Genomic DNA, 20,817 nt, shown 5'->3' on the forward strand with positions numbered 1-20,817 from the left:
CCACGCGCCAATTGGGCGCGGGTGGCCGATCAGCGCAGGCTTGGTAATACACCGAGGCGCATAAACTGCGTCTCGCCGTTGGAGCCATCCACACCGTCGTTGTCGGTAATCGCAAAGGCTTGGCCCGCGCTGTCCACCGCAAAACTCTCCACCTTGTCCAAGACATAGCCGTGGGGCTTTTGCAGGTCGGGCACTAGGTTGCGCAGCAGGCGCTTGGTCACGACCGGCACTTTCGCATCTCCGGGAGCTGCTGCAGTCAGGCCAGCCACCGAGAAAGTGTGCAGTGTTTTTAGAGCGGAATCACCAAACTGGTTGTCTCGCTCGATCACGACAAAGGTGTCAGGGCCGACCGCCGTGATTTCTGACAGGCCGACCCAGCCGCCTTCGGCCTTGGTGGCTTCCAATGGGTAATGCAGTACGCCCCAGGTTTTGGTGGCAGGGGTGTAGCGCAAGATTTTGGTGAAGCCCTTGGGGTCGTCCTTCCACTCGCGCTGCACAGCCAGCCACACCACTTCCTGGTCGCCGGCGCCGGTAACCGTCACGCCTTCGAAACCAAAACGGGTGGCATGGCGGGCCAGTGCCTCGGGCAACTCGATTTCTTCTTGCACTTCGGCCTTGGCGTTCAGGCGCAATAGCAGGTTGCGCAAGGGCGCAGGCTTCTTGTCAGGGTCACCTTCCGAGGCTACCCAGAAGCCGCCATCCGCGCGCTGGGCAATACCCTCGCCGTCGTAGCCCACGGGCTTGCCGTCTTTGGTGATGGTCATCGCGTTCGTGATCAGTGCGGACGTGAAATTCGTGTCGATTTCCAGAATGCGGGTGGTGGCGTAGACGCTGTCGGTCACGGCGAACAGGCGCCCTGGTTGCTTGCGGTCTGCGGTGGTGCCGGAGATCGCACCCCAAGGAATGGGCGGGCCAGCGGGCGAGTCGCTGGACATGAGCGTAGGGTACGCAGGCACATCCACGCCTTGCTGGTAAATCATCACACTGGAACGGGCGGCACCATCGTTTTCACTGGCGACCACCAACAAGCCGCGCTGCGGGATCGCAGTCAGCCCTTCAGGGCCACTGCCGGCGGGCAAAGCCTGCAGGTATTCAGGCGCTTTGCCTGCACCCCGGTCCCGCCACACGGTGACCAGCGAAGAGCGTTCGGAGCCTACAAAGATCAAGGTGTCTTTGCCAAACACGCCGACCTCGACGCCCTCAGGCTCGTTGCCTTTGGCAGCGGAGCGGCTCTCGGGGTAATGGCCCAGGCGCATCGCCTCATGGTCCAGGAAGTTGCCGCTGTCCCACTCCACTTTGCCATCGGTGTTGAAGATAGAGATGCTGCGTGAGCCGCCTTTGTAGTCGCCCTCGTTGGCGGTCACAAAGCGTGTGTTGTCCAGCCAGGCTACGGCATCGGGCTCACGCAGCAAGCCCTTGGCGGACTCGCTGGGGTTGATGATGCCGTCGCGGGTGCGATCAATCTCTTTCAAGTCCACCGCACCGGCGGAGAAATGCTTGATGACCTGGCGTTTGGCCACGTCGACCAACACGATATGGTTGTTTTCTTGCAGGGTCACCACCGCGATGCCTTGGGCGTTGACCTTGACCAACTCGGGCTCAGCGTCGCCCGGGGCAATCTCGGCCAAGCCGTTCAAGGCCACGGGGTGCGCGCGGGTGCAATCGGGCATGCCTGTCGCGCTTAAAGGGATGATGGTGAGGTTGCCACCCGGTAGCTGGGGGATCGCGCCTTTGTTGAGCTTTTCGTCGCGCTCGTTTTCCATCACGATGACCGCGTGGCGCCCGCCCTTGTCCAGGGCAATCGAATCGGGCTGGCCAAACAAGGGGCAGGTCCCTTGAGCCTTGCGGCTGGCCAGGTCAAACACTGCCAGATGGCCGGTGGGTTGGGTGAAGTCTTTGGTGGAGTTGACGGCTACCAACACTTTGCCTTGGGCAATCACCACCGAGGTGGGCTCGCCCTCTACGGCCAAGAAACCTGCTGGCTTGGGCTGCGCCGGATTGCGAATGTCGATCAGGCCAATACCCATTTGCTCGCCATCGGTGTAGGCGAGCGTCATGCCATCTGCGCTGACTGCGACGATCTCCGCCACCGACTTTTTGCTGACGTTGCGCCCAACAGGCACATTGCGGTGCGCCTCAAAAGTAGCAACGCGGTTGAAGTAAGGGCCACTGGCCGTAGCCTTGGGTGGCTGCTGGGGTTGTGCAGCGTGCGCGGCAGCGACGCACAAGAAACTGAGCGCCAATGACGCATACAGGGAATGCAAACGCATGGATTTTCCTAACGGTGGCGAGGGAGCGCACAGCCACACCTTGCGGAGGCTTTCGCGCCAAGACCGCTGATTGGAAGCCGCGGATATGACGAAACGGTGACACATCCGTGTCCTATGGGTCACCCCCAAGTCACCGCTTGCGACGTCCGACCACTCCGCGCTTCGCGCCGCTGCGGGCGCTTCGCGGACAATAGAGGCATGCTGAAATTTGAACTTTTGAACAACGACCCCGCCACCGACGATGGCGCCTACTTGGGCAGCCACGCTCGCCGCGGGCGCCTCACACTGAACCATGGCGTGGTCGAAACCCCTATCTTTATGCCTGTGGGCACCTACGGCACTGTCAAAGGCGTGATGCCGCGCAGCCTGCACGACATGAACGCCCAGATCATCTTGGGCAACACCTTCCACCTGTGGATGCGCCCGGGCTTGGACGTGGTCGAAAAGTTCGGTGGCTTGCACCAGTTCGAAAAGTGGGACAAGCCCATCCTCACCGACTCGGGCGGCTTTCAGGTCTGGAGCCTGGGCGAAATGCGCAAGATTTCGGAAGAAGGCGTGAAATTCGCCAGCCCTGTCAACGGCGACAAGCTGTTCTTGACACCCGAAATCAGCATGCAGATCCAGACCACGCTGAACTCTGACATCGTGATGCAGTTCGACGAGTGCACCCCTTATCTGTCGGTAGAGACCAAGACTAAAGGCCAGATCACCACTGAGCGCGAAGCCCGTAGCTCTATGGAACTGAGCCTGCGCTGGGCCAAACGCTGCCGGGACGAGTTCGCCCGCCTGAACAACCCCAATGCACTCTTCGGCATCGTGCAAGGTGGCATGTTTGAGCACCTGCGTGACGAGTCGCTGGCCGGGCTTGAAGCCCTGGACTTCCCCGGCATCGCGGTCGGCGGTTTGTCGGTGGGCGAGCCCAAAGAGGACATGATGCGCATCCTGAAGCACATCGGCCCCAAGCTGCCCAAGCACAAGCCGCACTACCTGATGGGCGTGGGCACACCGGAAGACCTGATTGCCGGCGTGCAAAACGGCATTGACATGTTCGACTGCGTGATGCCCACCCGCAATGCGCGCAACGGCACGCTGTTCAGCCGCTACGGCGACTTAAAGATCCGCAATGCGCGCCACAAGAGCGACGAGCAGCCGCTCGACGTGACCTGCACCTGCTACGCCTGTGCCGGCTCGAGTGGTGTGAGCTCGGCGGACGGCGGACGCGAAGGCTTCAGCCGCGCCTACCTGCACCACCTCGACCGCTGCGGTGAGATGCTCGGCCCGATGCTGGCCAGCGTGCACAACCTGCATTACTACCTGAATCTGATGCAAGAAGTGCGCGACGCGCTAGACGCCGGCCGCTTTGGCGCTTATGTGCAGCAGTTCCATGCAGACCGCGCACGTGGGGTGTAGGCCTAAACCCCAGCCTACACAACAAAGGAGCCCTTTGGCCCCGTTTTATTTGCTATTGAATTTATAGCTAGTCGCACAATATCCAAAGGGGCCAGGTCCGCTTTTTGTTCACAGCTTGAACACAGCCACCGTTTGCACCAAGTCGCCTGCCTGGCTCTTGAGGCTGCTAGCCGCTGCTGCAATCTCTTCCACCAGTGCAGCGTTTTGCTGTGTCACTTGATCCATCTGCGTGATGGCTTCGCCCACTTGGTTGACGCCTGCACTTTGTTCGCCGCTGGCCGCGCTGATCTCGCCCATGATGTCGGTCGCCCGCCGGATGCTGCTGACTACTTCGGTCATGGTCTCCCCCGCTTTGTCTACCAGTGCGGTGCCTTGCTCTACCCGCTCTACGCTGGCGTTGATAAGGGTTTTGATTTCTTTGGCGGCTTCTGCACTGCGTCCGGCCAAGCTGCGTACTTCGCTAGCAACTACGGCAAAGCCCCGGCCTTGTTCGCCTGCGCGGGCGGCTTCCACTGCGGCGTTCAGCGCCAGGATGTTGGTCTGGAATGCGATGCCGTCGATGACGCTGATGATGTCGCTGATCTTGCGGGACGCCTCGTTGATACCCTTCATGGTTTCAACAACTTGGCCCACCACCTCACCACCATGCGCCGCAAAAGTAGAGGCGCTCATGGCCAGTTGGTTCGCCTGGCGCGCGTTCTCGGCGTTTTGCTGCACGGTCGAATTGAGTTCTTCCATGCTGGCGGCGGTTTGCTCTAGAGCGCTGGCTTGGCTCTCGGTACGGGCAGAGAGGTCGTGGTTGCCTTGCGCGATTTCGGCGCTGGCGTTGGAAACCGCTTCAGAGCCACTGCGAACGGAGCTCACCACCTGGGCTAAGCCCTCTTGCATGCTGCGTAGGGCGCGCAATAACTGCCCAATCTCGTCTTGGCTGCGAACTTCAATCCGCGAACTCAGGTCCCCCGAGGCCACAGACTGCGCAACGCGCACCGCACCGGCAATTGGCTTAATAATTTTACGAACCATCAAGACTGAAAGCCCCACCGCAAGCAGCACCGCTACCGCACTGACGACCAAAAGCTCCAATTGCTGGGCGTACCCGAGTGCGGTTGCAGCCTTCACCTCGTTGGCTCCCACGGCGCGAACTGTGGCAATGGCATTCTCAGATGCTGCAACGAGCGCGATCAGCAAAGGCCGGCAATCAACCACGATCTGGCGAGACGCGCTTTCGCGATCACCCGCCATAGCTTTGTTCACAATGTCAGTGGCTACCACCGCATACTTGGCTTCAATTTGCTTGATCTCGTCCACCTGTTTGCGCAGGGCCGGGGTTGCGTAGCCGTCGTTAGCCAGCAGCGCATCGAGGCCCGCAAAACCTCTTTTGATACGCTCAAAAGAAGTGTCTACCTTCTTTTTTTCTACCACCAAAGCATCAGGGGCGTCCAACAACACCATGTTGCGAGCCGCAACCGCTCGGGCGTTCACGGCATCAAGCACACTGACCAGTAACGAATCTTGTTCAGCGATCACCAACACCTGGCGCTCGAACTTTTGGCTGCCGGCTTGCAGTTCATAGGCGGCCAGGCCCGCCACAACCAGAACCGCGCTTGCAAGCACCGCATAGCTCAGAATCAATTTTGCCTTGATACTCTCAAATAGGCGGGGTGCTGTAGTTACTTCATGCATTGGCTGCTCCTGGTTTGAGATTGGTTTTTTACCTTCTATCCTTTTGGGGATCTGTACACCGCGAACGCTCGCACACACTAGCGCTCGCCCGCTGTTGCACTCTTTGTCCGCTGCAGGGTGCCCTGGCAGCGCTGGCCATGGTCGCTCCCACAAACATAGATAGCCGCGCATCCCGCATAGCAGCGTGCGAAACATTCTTCTTAGAAAGTCTCCCAATCGTCATCCCCACCGGCCGGCGTGACTTTGGTCCTGGTCTTGGGCGCTGCCACCGCTAACACAGTGGGCGCCGCTACTGGCTTGGGAGATGGTTTGCTTGATGCGATGGCGAGTTTAGCAGCAGGTCGTGCGGAGGCGGGTTTGTAGCCCAAGACGCTAGCGCTCTTAATTTCGGCGGCCTTTGGCTTGGGGGCATGGCTTGCACCCTGGTCGGCCGCCGGAAGCTTGAACACGGACACGACCTGCACCAAGTCACTAGCCTGGCTCTTGAGGCTGCTGGCCGCCGCCGCCATTTCCTCCACTAAAGCGGCATTTTGCTGGGTCGCTTGGTCCATCTGAATGACCGCTTCTCCGATCTGATTGACTCCTGCGCTTTGCTCGCGACTGGCTGCGCTAATTTCGCCCATGATGTCTGTCACTCGCCGGATGCTGCTCACCACTTCTGTCATGGTGCTTCCAGCTCTGTCCACCAGGGCGGTGCCTTGCTCCACCCGCTCTACGTTGGCATTGATGAGCATTTTGATTTCTTTGGCTGCTTCGGCCGAGCGGCCCGCGAGTGAGCGCACTTCGGAGGCCACCACGGCAAAGCCTCGGCCTTGCTCGCCGGCACGGGCGGCTTCCACCGCGGCGTTGAGGGCAAGAATGTTGGTCTGGAAGGCGATGCCGTCGATGACGCTGATGATGTCAGCGATCTTGCGGCTGGCCTCGTTGATGCCTTTCATGGTGTCCACCACCTGGCCCACCGCTTCACCGCCCTGCACTGCCACGCTGGAAGCGGTCATGGCCAACTGATTGGCTTGACGAGCGTTGTCAGCGTTTTGTTTGACGGTGGAACCCAACTCCTCCATGCTGGCTGCGGTTTCTTCGAGGGCGCTGGCTTGGCTTTCGGTGCGGGCGCTCAGGTCGTGGTTGCCCTGCGCGATCTCGGAACTCGCGGTGGACACCGCTTCGGAGCCTCGCCGCACATTCGTGACGACTTTCACCAAGCTGTCACGCATGTGCATTAGCTGCGCCATTATGCTGCTGGTGTCCCCCGGTTTAAGATCAATGTGCACACTCAGGTCGCCCTTGGCTACACTTTTTGCGAGTTGGGCAGCTACTGCAGGCTCAGTCCCCAATTGCGAAGTGATCGAGCGGGTAACGCGCCAACCCAAGAAAATTGCCAGCAGTACGCACGCGCCGTTCACGGCAATGAGCGTGTTGCGCGAGGACTCGTAGTAGGCCTGCGCGTTCTCAAACTGGCTTTGGTTATTGGCGTATTGCAAGGCTATATTCTCTTCCAGGGCAACTTGCCATTGCGTGGTCGCGGGATTGGCGGATCTGAACAGCAGATCGATGGCCTCAGCCGTTTTCCCTCGGTCGGCGAGTTCCAGAGTCTCGGTGTTCAGGCGCCTCGCCTTTTGCCTGGCATCGGCTATGGCGTCGCGCAGGCGTCGGCCCTCATCTGAGGTCGGCATTTTTTGCAGCGTGTCCCACGCTTTGTCGTATTTTTCGCGTGCAGCATTGATTTTTGCAAGCTCCGCTGTTTTGGCTGCCGGGTCGGTCAGCAAAATCACGCTGCGCATCAAACGCGACACCACATGCACGGACTCCGACATCTCCGTTGCCAGCCGGATCTTCACATTGTTGTCCAGCTGCATCTCCTCCAACTCGCCATGAATGTTGGACAGATTGTTGAGTGTGAACACCGTGGATAGCAGCATAGCCACCAAAACGATCCCGAACGCCCACGCAAGGCGCACTGCTACTGGCATTTGACTGAACTTCATAGGCCTCTTTCGAATTAAAACAAGCACGCGATTTGTCAGGATTCATGTTAGTACAACCACCGGGCTTCAGGGTGACTAAATACCGATCGTTTACCCACCTACAAACTCGATCACCAGGAGCCCATCGTGCGATGCTGGGGGCTGTCAGGGCAGGCGCGCTGCACTTTATGGCAGCTTGAACACGGCCACGACCTGCACCAAGTCGTTGGCCTGGCTCTTGAGGCTGCTGGCCGCCGCCGCCATTTGCTCCACCAAAGCAGCGTTTTGCTGCGTGGCCTGGTCCATCTGGGTGACCGCCTCACCGACCTGGTTCACCCCGGCGCTTTGCTCGTTACTGGCCGCGCTGATCTCGCCCATGATGTCCGTCACCCGGCGGATGCTGCTGACCACTTCGGTCATGGTCTCTCCAGCTTTGTCCACCAAGATGGTGCCTTGCTCTAACCGCTCCACGCTGGCGTTGATGAGCATCTTGATCTCTTTGGCCGCTTCGGCAGAGCGCCCCGCCAAAGACCGGACTTCCGACGCCACCACCGCAAAGCCCCGGCCTTGCTCACCCGCGCGGGCCGCTTCTACGGCCGCATTCAGGGCCAAGATGTTGGTCTGGAAGGCGATGCCGTCAATGACGCTGATGATGTCGCTGATCTTGCGGCTGGCCTCGTTGATGCCCTTCATGGTGTCCACCACTTGGCCCACCACTTCACCGCCTTGTACTGCCACGCTGGAGGCGGTCATGGCCAACTGATTGGCCTGACGGGCGTTGTCAGCGTTTTGTTTGACGGCCGAGTTCAGCTCCTCCATGCTGGCTGCGGTTTCTTCTAGGGCGCTGGCTTGGCTTTCGGTGCGGGCGCTCAGGTCGTGGTTACCCTGCGCGATCTCGGAGCTGGCGGTCGCCACCCCCTCTGACGCTTGGCGCACCTGCGCCACGACGTGAACCAGGCTGTCCTGCATGCGATGCATGGCGTGCAACAGCTGGCCCACTTCGTCGTGGCTGCGACTGTCGATACGTTCGCTCAAATTCCCACTCGCAACACTCTCAGCGGTCACGAGCGCCTGTCCCAGGGGAAGGGCAATGGAACGGGTAATGCCCGCTGCAATCAACAGCCCGAAAACCAAGGCGGCCAACAAAACGGCGCCCAAGGTGTTGCGCGCCGCGGTGTAGGTCGCCTCAGCGCCCCTGACTTGTGCGTTCGATGCCTCTCGGTTGAGGTCGATCATTTGTTGGAGTGTCGCTTTCGAGCGTTCAAACATGGTTCTCGACTCAGCTTCGAGCAGCATGGCTGCCCCGATGGCATCATTGCGGCGGGAGTACTCTTTGACGTCTTTGTGAAGTTCGAGATAATTCGCGCGAAATTTGACAAACTGCTCATACAAGCGCTTTTCCTCGTCGGAGACGATGAGCGGCTCGTAGCGCTCGCGACCTGCTTTGATATTGGCCTGTGTTGTCTCCAGGAGTTTTTCAATATCTTGCTTGGCACCGTCTTCAGTACTGAGCGCGTGCTGCATTTCAAGAACCCGGAAGTCCGAAATAAGGGTGTTGAGATGATTGGCCTCTTGCACGCTGGGCAAGGCGTTGTCGGCAATGACTTTGGCAGCCGCCTCCAAGGCAGCCAAGCGATTGAGCGCCAGGCCAACCACTAGCATCATCAAGAGCAGCAAAACGCCGAAGCCTGCATAGAGCTGGGCACCAATCTTCCAATTCCCCATCGCAACCTCCTGTTATCTCATTCTGGATTCGTAAATACCGTCAAAACCCCGGTATATCCGTACAGCTGATCAGACGCGATCTCGCCGCCCGCAAAAAAACCCACCAGAGGAACATCACCCAATGCACGCCGCACGATCTGCATCTCAGCGCTAGGGGCACCAAAATGGGGACCACCGCGGCCGGAGCAGCTGACATACACCGCGCCCGCAATGCGGCGTGCCGGGTGAGGAGCCGACAGCGCCTCTTCCGCGTGCAGTGCATTCGCCACAGCAACACTCCACTCATGCGGCTCCAGCTCCTCTCGGATTTCAGCGCCGACGCGCATCAGGTCTGCGCGGGCCGCCTCGCGGTTGCGGCGACAGAATGCCAACTGTGCTCCTGCGCTGATCTGCTCTGCCACCGCGAATCCACTGCGACCGGGATCCAGCCCGATGATGTGGCGCACCATGACCTCGCTTCCGAAGTTGCCGGTACTGCGCACCATGCCGGGCGCGTGGTCTGCAGCACTGTCAGCCAAGGCCACTAGGGTCGCCCGCAAGGTGGGCAGCGCCGCTTCAGGCTGCTCCAATGTGATCCCCAAATCCTCCAAAAGCACGTCCAGCGCCGGCTTGCCGTCCAAGGAAATCACCACATTGCGATCTGCCTCAGTGATCGTGCGCGTTTTGGACACTGGACTGCACCCTTGCGTAACCCGGGAAACCAGCGCAACTTCGCGGGAAAAAGCGACCCCACTCAGGCCCCCGGAGAAAACGCCACTCGCCGTCCCGTAACCCTTCAAATTGCCATCGGCTGCCACAGCAAACTGCACACTCCGCCCCCGACTGCTACTAAGGCCGCCAAACAGGTAGCCGGTGCTGGTACGGCGGGCCATTTCCTCCAGCAAATCCCCCAAATCAACGGTACTGCCATCAGCATGCACCAACGCCGTATGGGCCTCAAAGCCAAGCCCCAGGGGCGCAACCCCTGAGAACACCCGGTATTGGTCGCCAGGTATCTCCATCAGCATCACAGCCAGAGCGGGCTCATCAAAATACTCGACGTTGTTGCTAGCGATCCCGACCCCTACCGTCCCTGACCAATCACTGACCAACGGAAGCTCACCACTCAAGTGCTCCAGAATGTCTTGCGCATGGGGTGCGTAATGGTCGGTGATGTAGAGCAAGGCCAGCGTGGGCTGGGACGCGTAATCGGGCAGCGCCATTTGCCCACGCAACTGGGCCACCACCAGCGCGGCAGCCACAGGCCACTGCGGATGGGTGGCGTGGGCATAGGGAAACAATCGCATCACAGGTGTACCGACTCCATGAATGAACCGCAGGCCTAACGGCCGCTGGCTTTGCGGGCCGGCGCTTTGCGCGGCGCCGCTTTTTTGGCAACCGCCTTCTTAGTCGCTGCTTTGGCTGTTTTCAGCGCGTCTTTGGCTAAGCCGGCGGCCATGTTTTTGGTGATGTCGACCGCGGTTTTGCTCGTGGCTTCTTTGAGCGCGTTGGCAGCAATCTGCTGGAACTGCTGGGTCAATGCGCCCCACAGCTGCAGGGGGTCGCCCAGCGGGTTGGCGGCCGGCGTATCGGCAGACTTGCTCTCGAATTTTCTGTCGAGTTTGCCGGTGGCAGCCTCGGCAATGGATTTTGCGGTTTCGGTGGCTTTCTCGGTCGCTTTCTGGACACCGCTGTAGACCGAATCAGCCGCCTTGAGCTTGAGTGCATTGGCCATGTCGCCAATGTTGAAATTCATGCCCTTGAGCGTGGCCAGCGTCATCTTCTGAACCTCCAGCGCCTGGATGGTGGCGGCCAGAGCCCGCGAGTTTTGCTCCAGCCAGAAGTGCACATTTTTCAGCTCATCGATGCGCTTGTCGAGCTCCTCCACATTCAAGGTCGGGGCCACCCAGTTGCCCAAGTTGGGCATCTGGGGAATGTTGCTGCCGGCACCTTTGGCCAGGTTTTGCAGAAAATCAAAACCGGGCACGAATTTGCCGAAACCGGTGGTGTCTGAATCGCTCATGAATGCTCCTATTGGACATGCAGCCCTGCGTACAGCTTACTCCAAGCTGCACCGGGTGAGGTGCAAAAAAGCGGCGGTTTCAGGCCAACGCGACTGGGACCAACACCTTGCGCCCGGATTGGGTGGTCAGCACCTCCATCTGCACACCAAAAACACGACGCATGGTGTCCGGTGTCAGTACCTCCTCGGGCGTGCCGCAAGCCACCACCGCACCATCTGAGAGTAGGACCACATCGTCCGCATAGTGCGCAGTGGCCTGCAAATCATGCAGCACCATAACCGTGCAAAGTTGCCGCTCACGAGTCATCGTTGCGACGAGCTCCAAAACCTCCAATTGGTGGTTAATGTCCAGCGCGCTGATAGGCTCATCCAGAAGCAGCACCTCTGGGTCCGATACCAAGGCTTGCGCCAGGTAGACCAACTGACGCTGCCCCCCGCTGAGCTCGCCAACGTCACGCCCTGCCAAGTGCTCAATCCCAAGGCGCCGCAGCACACCACGGACCGCGTCGAGATCCTGCTCCATGACTCGCAAATGCAGACGATCCAGCCGCCCTAGCAGCACGACCTCCACCACCGAGAGCGCCATAGGTCCTTGCTGATCCTGCGGCATGTAGCCCAGTGCCTTTGGTCGGCCAGCAACGCCAGCAAACGCGATACGCCCGCTGTAAGGGACTAGCCCCGCGACCGCCTTAATAAGACTGGTTTTACCGCTACCGTTAGGACCTACCAGCGCTAGTATTCGGCCGGGCTGCGCGCATGTATCCACGCTCCGCACGACCATCCGGCGACCGTATTGCACACCTACACCATCAAGAGTCAAGCTCACCAGTACACCCGCCTGGTGCGTAGCACCAATCCGATAAAGAAAGGGACTCCAATCAGGGAGGTCACGATGCCGATAGGAAATATGGCACCGGGTGAGATGGTCTTGCTAGCCACTGATGCCAGTGACAGAAGAGCGGCCCCGCACAATGCAGACAACGGCAAAAAACCGCGCTGGTCCTCCCCCGCCAACATGCGTGCCACATGCGGTGCTACCAGTCCGACAAAGCCGATGGTGCCTACAAACGCCACCGCCACACTCGTCAATGCCGAAATCAAGACGAATGAACGCAATCGCAACGCGCGCACATTCACCCCCAGTGCACTGGCACGAGCATCCCCCAGCTTGAGCGCTGTGAGCCGCCAGACATCTGCCATCAGCCAGGGAATGCACGCTGCAAGCACGGTGAGCATGATCCACAACTTGGTCCAACCGGCCTTCTGCAAGCTCCCAAATAACCAAAACACGATCTGCTGCAGAGACTCAGGGGAGGCCACCATTTGCAGCAGCGAAGTCATGGCCTGGAACAAAAACAGCAGCGCAATGCCCGCCAACACCAAACCCTCGGCACTCGCCCGGCGTGCGCCTCCGATGAAGTAAACACCACCACATGCGAGCCCGGCAAAGAGCATGGCGTTCAGCGGTATGGCATACGCTTCGGGCACAGGCAGAGAGGCACCAAGCACAATAACCAACGCCGCACCGAAGCCCGCACCGGCCGAAATACCCAGGGTGTAGCTGGAGGCCAATGGGTTGTTCAAGATCGTTTGCATGATGGCACCCGACAACCCTAACGACGCACCGACCACCAATGCCGTCAGAGCCACCGGCAGACGGATAGACCACACAATGGCCTGCACAGAGTCATCCACCGGCGCCCCAAGCACCGCCTTCGCCACCAGCCCCACGGGAAGCATGGCCGGCCCCGTGGCCGTATCCAGCAGGACCCCGATCACCATAACAATTAGCGCGCAAAAGAGTGCCCACCAACGCCGCCGGGTCGCAGCCTGATAGGCCGTGACAACCGCATCGCCACGGGATGTCATCAGGGCTTGAGGGGCAGCATCCATACGCCGGCGTACTTCACGGGGAGGTACTTTTCGTGATAGCTACGAAACGAGGCGTCCGGATCAACATCCTTGAATGCCTCGGGATACAGACGCTTGGCGATGTACTGCATGGCTACGAAATCAAACAGGGTGCGGCACAGACCGTGCTCAATGGCATGAACCTCGCCAGATTTCACGGCCTTCATGCTGCTGTATCCCGGACGCTGAACATAGGCTTCCAAGCTCTTGCGGGTAATGTCCGCAGTGGCCTCGTAGCCAGTTCGGACTGCCTTGGGGCGATTCACCCAGGATGACCCGGCAAAGAAGACCAGATCTGGATCCGCAGCGATCACCGCCTCTTGGTTCAAAGGCCCCCAAGGTCCGGGCAACTTGCCATCGGCCAGATTCTCCGCACCCAGTGTGGTGATGATCTTGCCCCACATGGTGCCGCTGTAACTGTTACCCACAGTTTCAGCTCCAGCCTGACCCAGCTCAACGTAGACCTTTTTGCGTGTCGCGTTTTTAGGGATGCGCGCGATGATGTTGGTGTACTCCCGCTCGTACAGCTTGGCCAGCTCTTCGGCTCGGGCCTCTGTACCCATTACCTTGCCCAAGGCACGCGTAGAGGCGAGGTGTCGATCTAGCAGTTGGGCGTTGTAATCCACCACCACAATAGGAATGCCCGCCGCCTCAATCTGGCCACGCGCAGTCTCCAGGGCTTTGTAAGTCCACTCGGCAATGAGTAGCACATCCGGCTTCAGGGCGATGACCTTTTCAGCGCTGAAGGTACCGTCATCTGAGTGGCCGATATCAGGCATTGCCTGCAGGTTGGGGATGACCTCCGAATAGCGCTTAAATATGACTGGACGCCAGCCCTCCCAAGGTGTGCGCGAAATACCCACTACTTTGGACCATCCCTCTTTACCGGCAACCGCCGTAAATTCTTCAAAATTAAAGTTGAGCGCCACACGCTGTACCGGCGAGGTCAGTTTGACTTTGCGACCCAACGCGTCGGTCACCTCGATGGTTGCTGCAGAGGCCAGCCCCATCACAGACCAAGCGAGCCATGCCACGGAGAGTCGCGCCAGCAGCATCCAAATATTCTTTATCAACATACTCATTCCTTTTTAAATTGATTGCATGGCATGCGGTTGCAGACGAACCGCGCTGGAGGTCATACCCTCCCCGAACCGTGCATCCCTCAACAAATCCATGTCCAAAGCACCTCTGCCACGCCGGCGGTCTACCAGCAGCTGAAGCTGCTTCAGGTGACTGAGCACCCGGGACACAGTCTCTGGTGAAGAGCCCACCAGCTCGGCGGTCTCCTTGATACTTGGCAACGCTTTGTCCGGCAGATTGCTGATGGCATCGGCCAGCAGCAACAACAGGGAGCGAACTCGTTCCGCCACTGGGCCCGAACGCACCGCTACGATTTCCATGCTGCGCCGGCGCGCCGTGAGTAGCGCCTCACGCAGCACAAGCTCCAGTGACATTCGGCCCATGTCTACCGGCACCAGTCGGGTGGGTAGTACGGCACTTGCATGCAGGGCGATCTGCTCACCCGCCCAGTACTCCACCCCCACCAGGTCACCCGGAAGAGCCATGCAGACAAGCTCGACCTCACCATCGACTCGCAGATTGCCCACGCGCATGGCGCCGCTGTCCAAACGCCAGATGTTCTGCATTTGACAGACCGTCAAGGCTGCACCCACGCCAAGCTCTAGGGCAGCAAGCTCATCGCCGGATGTTTGTAATCGGGTTTCCATACTTTGGCTCCATCAGGACAAGGCGTTCTTGAGCGCCGAAATCCGGGAAATGAGCAGCCAGTCCAAAACGACGACTGCCAGCAAGACCCCGCCCGCCAATGGAAATGCCAGCCCGGTGATCACCATCACCAGTGCGCCAGTTTTCCACAAAGGCGCCTGCGCAGGCACCGCTGGCGCAACCAAGCGACCGCTCCCCTGCGGGCGGCGGACCCACCACATCACCGCACCGCTCACGCAGAGCAACACAATGGCCAGGCAAAACAGCACGTTGGCCCATGCACTCCATAGGCCCACATCGCCTGTGTGCAGCGCAATGCCGATGGCCATCGCTTTCGCAACCAACGAGTAGTCGGCAAACCCCACATCCGCCAAAACGCGACCGGTGTAGCGGTCTACATGGACCGTGCGGTCCTTGAACGGGTTGGCGAGATCACCGCTCATGGTGTCCGCAGAGATGGTGTAGACCCCTTTGGCGTCCTGCGGCACGTTGATATGGAACTGGCCCGCAAAACCGAGGCGATAGGCCAGCGCAGAAACACCGTCCAAATTGACAGGCTCGCCAGCAGCAACGCCCAGAGAACCAGCGTCAGAACCCGATACAGGCAGAGGCGTTTGCTCCAGCCCCCAAGGAACTTCATGCCCACCCGCCGTATTCAGGCTGGCATGGGTGAGATCCGACGTGGGCACCGCATCCCATTTGGCTGCCGGAAAGGTGGCCCACGGTTGCACCAGCTTGCCGCCCCAGATGCCGGTCCACGACATGCCGGTCAACAAGAAGGCCAACAAAACGGTGCTGACCCAAAAGCCGACGCTGGAGTGCACCGACTTCCACCACCGGCGTCCACTGGCTCGCCAGTCAGGCACCAACACCTGGGACCAACGACCTCCATTGCGAGGCCAAAATAGATAGAGCCCAGTCACGATCATCACGATACCGAGGCCAGCGGCCACCTCCAAAATCCGGTCACCAGCATCCCCAACCAACAAGGTGCCGTGGATTTTTTCAGCCCATGCATAAATGGTGCTCTCCTTGTCCACCGTCTTGAGCACTCGAGCGGTGTAAGGGTCCACGGCAACCGCCTCGGTCGCGCCGTTGCGCATCACCACAAACCATGCGCTCAGGCCTCTTTCTTTGGGAGCGATGTATTCCTTGAGGGTCGCGCCAGGGAGTCCGTCCAGGACCGCCTTAGCCTGAGCGGTAACGGCCTGCGTGCTGTTTTGCGGCTCGACGTACACCAGGTTACCGAGCCGGCTCTGGAAGCCGGTGAAATAGACCATCACCAGTCCGGTGATCGCCAACATGCTAAGGAAGGGAACGACAAACAAGCCCGAGTAGAAGTGCCATCGCCAAGCGGCGGCATAGAAACGGGACGACGAGGGCGCGCGCGCAGGCGCAGCAGAAGACGACATGTGGGAAACATCCAAAAAGCGGGAACATTAGGGAGCAGACATACAACGCATGCTGCCCTTGAAGAAGCGCGCCCCGGCAGGGCAATCATGTTCAGGCTTGCGCAGGTGGGCCGCGCGCGGGAGGTGTCCGCTGGATGTTGCTGAAGAGGAAAAACGCCTGCCGGTGCGGGCGCGCCGTCGTTCCGCCAAGCGCCAAGAAGAGGTAAGGCTGATGGGGCAGCGGGGCTGCGCTGCGCTCCGCGGCTTGCAGGCACAACAAGCAATGGTCTAGGGAGGGAAGTGGGGACTGCCCATCTGAGGCTCCGCCCTCAGTGGCATCCGGTAAGGCACTTACCCAGATCGCACCGCCACCCGCGGTGCAAATTTCCTGCAAAGGTTCCGATGTGCTCCAGACCAGCGCACGCGACACCGTGGGCGCGAGCGCCCCCAACACCAGCACGCACAGCACCAGCCACATCGCCCAGGGGCGACCGGCTTGATGAGGTCCTTTAGAACTCTGGTAGTGCATGAGGCATTGGGTCTCGGTGAACGACCATGGTCGTGCCGTGAATCGTTACTTAAAAGGTGTAGTTCACAGACACAGAGGCATTGCGGCCTTCCGCGGGTGTGACCCAACGCGCTACGTGCAAGTGGCTAGACACGAAGTAACTCGCATCTGTCACGTTGCGAATCGCCAGTTGCAGCTCTGCGGACTTGCCTTTCCCGGTGCGTTTGCGCCATGTTTGGGTAATATCCAAGCGGGCGTAACCCGGCAGCTCCGTCGTGTTGGCCCGGTCTGCATAGCGCTTGGTTTGGGCATAAACTCCCGCCCCGGTGAGTGACTGGATATCAGAGTCGAGTTGCCACATGTACTGGCCCCAGAGCGTCAGACTGTGAGCCGCTACATTCGGTGTCAATTTGCCCTTGTGCAATGGATGCTCTGACATTTGCGAATCGGTATAAGCGTAAGCCACTTTCACCGAGAATCTACGCGCGAGTTCGCCAGAGAGCGAGGCTTCGAAACCGCGTGATCGTGCACTACCGTCGACGGTAAAGTCGCCGTTGGCGACCGTTGTCTGGTCATCAGCAATCATGTTGGTTTGGTCGAGCTGATACACGGCAATGTCGGATGCCAAAGCACCACCATTCCACAGCGACTTCCAACCCACCTCCAGCTGCTTGCTATCTCGCGACGGTAGCGACTGATTGCTTGAGGATGACACCTGGTTGGGTGACATGCCCATAGCGGCGTTGGCATACACACTGTCGACCTCCGAGAGCTTGCGCAGTACACCCAACTTCGGCAGCCACCGGCTCTCCACCACTGACTTCGTACCCGTGGTTCCGAACATAAAGTCCTGTTGTACGAACCGCAACCCCGCGATGGCCGCCCAGTCACCCCAAACGACTTGATCTTGAACGGACAGCGCCACGCTTTCCAAATTTTGACGGGTGGTTGCGCCCGCCGCTAGCACGGTGCTTGGCGCCTTCACCAAACCGAACACGGGATCAAAAACGTTGATGTCCGGGCTGTTGGCGGCAGGGATCGTCAGTGAGGGCTGGTGCAGCGTTTCCCGGTAGTAATCGGCACCGAGCATGAACGTGTGCTGGAACTTGCCCCCGTTGTATTTGCCTTCCACGGTGGTGGCCACCGAATCAATAAGCCGGTCTGTTCCGGGCTCATAGGCGGCGAACCGCCCCCAAAGACCGCTGGCATTCTTCATGTTGCCGATGAGCCCGCTCTTGATTGAGGTTGAGCGCGCCTCCAAGTGCGTCAAATCCACCTTCAACCGGGTGTCAGCGATCCATGCGAAGTCCGCATGGATATCCACGATACGGTTTTGGGTCATGGAGTTGTCCCATGGTTCACCATACTGCCGGTCGCGCGGCACATCGATGGGGCTGCCATTGAGCGAGGGGATACCGTAATCAGGTTGGTAGGTCTGATTTGTGGCCTCCGCATTGACGCGCAGGCGGTAGCGGCTTCCATCCGATTGCGCAACGCCCAGTTTGACGCCATCGAGCTTGTCAGGGGTGTGGCGCCACTCGCTGGCCGCAGAACGGGTAAGGACCAATCGGGCAGCCAGCTCATGTTCTTCCGACAGCACCCGGTTGATATCTGCCGATAGCCCCATGGCCCCAGAGCCCCCCACCGAGGCACGGACCGAGCCAAAATTTGCCAGCTCTGGCTGTTTACTCATCAGGTTCACGGTGCCACCCGGCTCACTCCGCAATCCAAGCGCCGCTCCGGGGCCACGCAATACATCCACACTCACAACGAACGCACTCACAAACGGGTAATTGGACAAACGTACACCGTCTCGCAATACCCGGTTGGAGCCTGTCCCGCTATCGGCAATAGACCCCCGCATCACAAAAAACTGCGTGTGAACGCCGTTGAAGCCGGAATCCGCTTGCGCGCCCGGCACGTTGCGCAAGGCGTCTTGTAGTGTTCGACCGCCTTGGCTGTTCACGAGCTCCTGAGGCACGTTTGACACAGCAAATGGAACGTCGATGTTGGCAGCATCTGTTCCTGTGGCAACGTTTCTCGCAGGCAGGCGGACTGGAAACTCCACCGAGTCACGCACTTCCACCGTCGCCAACGACTTCACAGGGGCTGCCTCTTGGGCACTTACCCATGCCCCCCCCCGCTAGCAACGGCGACCAAGGCGCCCCATTTCTTCCAATTCTTCATTTAGTGAGCTCCGTGTTTGTGTCCGGCGGGCATGGGGTACTTGCTGTGGGCGCCCTGCTCATCAGCTCCAACTTTGACCATTCCCTCAAAACTTGCAAACAAAGCCAATTGGTCTTTGCTCAGTTTTGCTTCGGCAGCTTTCACGGCGGCGGCAAGCTTAATCGCCTGATCGGCGTTCATGCCAGAGGTTTGCAATACCTTGGCATCCTTCAGTCCATCACCAGCACAAACCGAAATAAACCAGCCCTTGGCACCCTTTTGCATCAATGCACGGCCACCTTTGCTGGCCTGGATCCACCCGGCTACGGCGTAGTTGCCCAACACAGTGACCGGAGCCACCGCCAAAGGCGCGTCCGGGCGGTCAAACTGCTTCTTCATGACCGCAGCAATTTGCTCGGCATCAGTGCCTTTGGGTGCCGAGGTCGCCCCGTGCCCCATGGCACCGTGGTCACCGTGCATACCTCCAGCTGCCGCTCCAGCGGGGGCAGTTTGCGAGACCGGCAGCTTGAGCTCTTTCTTGGTTTCCACGCCCTTCGCGTCTTTGAACACGAGGGTGATGGGAATGGTAGTGTCTTTTTGCAAAGGCAGTTTTAGATCCATCAGCATCAAGTGGTAACCGCCGGGCTTGAGCTCCACGGCTTTACCAGCTGGCAAATCCAAAACTGGGATGGCACGCATTTTCATGACATCGCCGTCCATCTTCATCTCATGCACCTCGGCGACACCAGCCACGGGGGAACTCACGCCCACCAGCTTGGATGCCGAGGGCGCGGTCAGGGTCATGAAGGCACCAGTGGCCTTCTGGCCTTGTACGATTGCACGCACCCACGCGTTTTGCACCTCCGCGCCTTGTGCCATGGCACCTGTGGCCATCAGGGTGAATCCGGCAGTCAACGCTGCAGTCAGGGTCCAACGGGAAAACGTCATAAACACTCCTGGTAAAAATTAGTGGGCGTGACCGCCACCGGCCTGTACATCCAGCACATCCAAACGGGCTGCGGGGGATTTCAATTGGTGTGCATCCTTACCGGCAGCAGGAATCTCGACCCAGGCGTTGCTGCCTTTGTCGCAGGCTTGCACAACCTTGAACCACAGAGTGCCCGGCTTTTTCGGGGTAGTGCCACGGAATACGAACTCATCGGCAAACGCATCGGGAAGCGCGTTTTCAGCGCCTTTAGCGGTCCAGGTGATTTCCTGCACGCCCTCGATGTAGGTTTTGCCATGGGCTTCATAAGACTGCTCGAGCTTGCCGATTTTGGTGCTCACCACCCAACCCGGCTTGACCAAGGGCTGCGCGCTGGTGAACCCGGAAGGGATTGTCACGGTGATCGCCGTGGTGGCCGCACCGGCGCAGCCATGCCCAACCCGCAAAACCGCCCGGTAGCCCGCGCCGGCCGCTGCAGCCTTGTCGGCCAAAGTTAAATGAGAAAAAACAGCACTAGCGCCCGTCATCATTGCGCAAGCAGCTACCAATTTAATAGCAAAACGAACCATACCACACCTCAACAAGATCGGCGTAGCCCGGTGCTAACACGCACGGCAAGGCACACCTGACTCACAAAAAACGAATGAAAAGCGAGAGCCGCCAGCCGGGCAGCCATAAGCTGCCGACGGACTTAGACCAAAGCGGGGGGCCGCGGGCCGACGCGGGGTCGGCATCTTGAGGGGTGAAGTGCCGGAAGGCGGCCATCGGCCGGACGGCAGGAGGGGTTTCGGGCGATACCGCCCCAGGGAAGACAGACGGCGGCGCACCTGCAGACAAGCACAGCACGCAGTCCAGCGCATGGACCATGGGCTGGGTGCCGGTGTCATCGCTGCCGGACACCAGCTTGACGGCGCCGGCCGTGGTGCACACCAAGGTGAGCGCCTGCGGGTTCACCACGGGTGAAGCGACCGCCAACCACACCAACATCCAACGGATGACGGAGCGTGCCTGGCGCAAGGATTGGAGGGAGGACATGGATGGCAATTATGTACGAGCCCACAAAAGTGGGTCGGCAGCATCGCCCCAAGCTTGATCAATATCTACGCTTTTCCAGGC

General features: G+C 59.6%; 17 protein-coding genes. 1 reads left to right on the forward strand and 16 read right to left on the reverse strand.

Annotation, left to right across the window (positions count from 1 at the left end; all coding sequences use genetic code 11):
• Positions 1-29: 29 nt before the first annotated feature.
• On the reverse strand, positions 30-2,270 hold the full coding sequence (locus U5L73_RS00800; protein ID WP_322560581.1) for an esterase-like activity of phytase family protein: 2,241 nt from the start codon (positions 2,268-2,270) through the stop codon (positions 30-32).
• Positions 2,271-2,468: 198 nt separating this feature from the next.
• Between U5L73_RS00800 and tgt the strand changes: the two genes are divergently transcribed.
• Positions 2,469-3,680 (forward strand): tRNA guanosine(34) transglycosylase Tgt, encoded by a 1,212-nt coding sequence (gene tgt / locus U5L73_RS00805; protein ID WP_322560582.1) that lies wholly within the window; start codon positions 2,469-2,471, stop codon positions 3,678-3,680.
• A 108-nt stretch (positions 3,681-3,788) separates the two neighbouring features.
• Here the strand turns inward: tgt and U5L73_RS00810 are convergent, their stop codons facing one another.
• From U5L73_RS00810 to U5L73_RS00885, 15 genes are all read right to left on the reverse strand, one after another.
• Complete coding sequence (locus U5L73_RS00810; RefSeq protein ID WP_322560583.1) at positions 3,789-5,363, reverse strand: methyl-accepting chemotaxis protein; 1,575 nt, start codon at positions 5,361-5,363, stop codon at positions 3,789-3,791.
• 200 nt (positions 5,364-5,563) lie between these two features.
• Positions 5,564-7,348 carry a methyl-accepting chemotaxis protein gene (locus U5L73_RS00815; protein WP_322560584.1) on the reverse strand — a complete coding sequence of 595 codons (1,785 nt, stop codon included), beginning with the start codon at positions 7,346-7,348 and terminating at the stop codon, positions 5,564-5,566.
• A 165-nt stretch (positions 7,349-7,513) separates the two neighbouring features.
• On the reverse strand, positions 7,514-9,052 hold the full coding sequence (locus U5L73_RS00820; protein ID WP_322560585.1) for a methyl-accepting chemotaxis protein: 1,539 nt from the start codon (positions 9,050-9,052) through the stop codon (positions 7,514-7,516).
• A 17-nt stretch (positions 9,053-9,069) separates the two neighbouring features.
• A complete protein-coding gene (locus U5L73_RS00825; RefSeq protein ID WP_322560586.1) occupies positions 9,070-10,338 on the reverse strand; it encodes an FIST signal transduction protein in 1,269 nt (422 codons plus the stop codon).
• Positions 10,339-10,373: 35 nt separating this feature from the next.
• A complete protein-coding gene (locus U5L73_RS00830) occupies positions 10,374-11,054 on the reverse strand; it encodes a PhaM family polyhydroxyalkanoate granule multifunctional regulatory protein (protein WP_322560587.1) in 681 nt (226 codons plus the stop codon).
• A gap of 79 nt (positions 11,055-11,133) precedes the next feature.
• Positions 11,134-11,880, reverse strand: coding sequence for an ABC transporter ATP-binding protein (locus U5L73_RS00835; RefSeq protein WP_322560588.1), 747 nt, complete (start codon positions 11,878-11,880; stop codon positions 11,134-11,136).
• Positions 11,877-12,947, reverse strand: a complete 1,071-nt coding sequence (locus U5L73_RS00840) for an iron ABC transporter permease (protein ID WP_322560589.1) — start codon at positions 12,945-12,947, stop codon at positions 11,877-11,879. The genes U5L73_RS00835 and U5L73_RS00840 overlap by 4 nt, the downstream gene beginning before the upstream one ends.
• Positions 12,923-14,041, reverse strand: a complete 1,119-nt coding sequence (locus tag U5L73_RS00845) for an ABC transporter substrate-binding protein (RefSeq protein WP_322560590.1) — start codon at positions 14,039-14,041, stop codon at positions 12,923-12,925. Before U5L73_RS00845 ends, U5L73_RS00840 begins: the two co-directional genes overlap by 25 nt.
• Before the next feature lie 12 nt (positions 14,042-14,053).
• Positions 14,054-14,692, reverse strand: a complete 639-nt coding sequence (locus tag U5L73_RS00850) for a Crp/Fnr family transcriptional regulator (RefSeq protein WP_322560591.1) — start codon at positions 14,690-14,692, stop codon at positions 14,054-14,056.
• A 12-nt stretch (positions 14,693-14,704) separates the two neighbouring features.
• Entirely contained in the window at positions 14,705-16,102 is a 1,398-nt protein-coding gene (locus U5L73_RS00855) for a PepSY domain-containing protein (RefSeq protein WP_322560592.1), read from the reverse strand.
• A 91-nt stretch (positions 16,103-16,193) separates the two neighbouring features.
• Entirely contained in the window at positions 16,194-16,610 is a 417-nt protein-coding gene (locus tag U5L73_RS00860) for a DUF2946 domain-containing protein (RefSeq protein WP_322560593.1), read from the reverse strand.
• 49 nt (positions 16,611-16,659) lie between these two features.
• Positions 16,660-18,693 (reverse strand): TonB-dependent siderophore receptor, encoded by a 2,034-nt coding sequence (locus U5L73_RS00865; protein ID WP_322560594.1) that lies wholly within the window; start codon positions 18,691-18,693, stop codon positions 16,660-16,662.
• An 83-nt stretch (positions 18,694-18,776) separates the two neighbouring features.
• The gene (locus U5L73_RS17265; protein WP_416221249.1) at positions 18,777-19,703 is read right to left on the reverse strand and encodes a copper uptake system-associated protein; all 927 of its coding nucleotides are present in this window, start codon (positions 19,701-19,703) and stop codon (positions 18,777-18,779) included.
• Between the two features lie 18 nt (positions 19,704-19,721).
• Entirely contained in the window at positions 19,722-20,192 is a 471-nt protein-coding gene (locus tag U5L73_RS00880) for a YcnI family protein (protein WP_322560595.1), read from the reverse strand.
• Between the two features lie 139 nt (positions 20,193-20,331).
• The gene (locus U5L73_RS00885; RefSeq protein WP_322560596.1) at positions 20,332-20,736 is read right to left on the reverse strand and encodes a DUF2946 domain-containing protein; all 405 of its coding nucleotides are present in this window, start codon (positions 20,734-20,736) and stop codon (positions 20,332-20,334) included.
• Positions 20,737-20,817 lie beyond the last annotated feature (81 nt).

Source organism: Rhodoferax sp. (assembly GCF_034520025.1).
Lineage (GTDB): Bacteria > Pseudomonadota > Gammaproteobacteria > Burkholderiales > Burkholderiaceae_C > Allorhodoferax.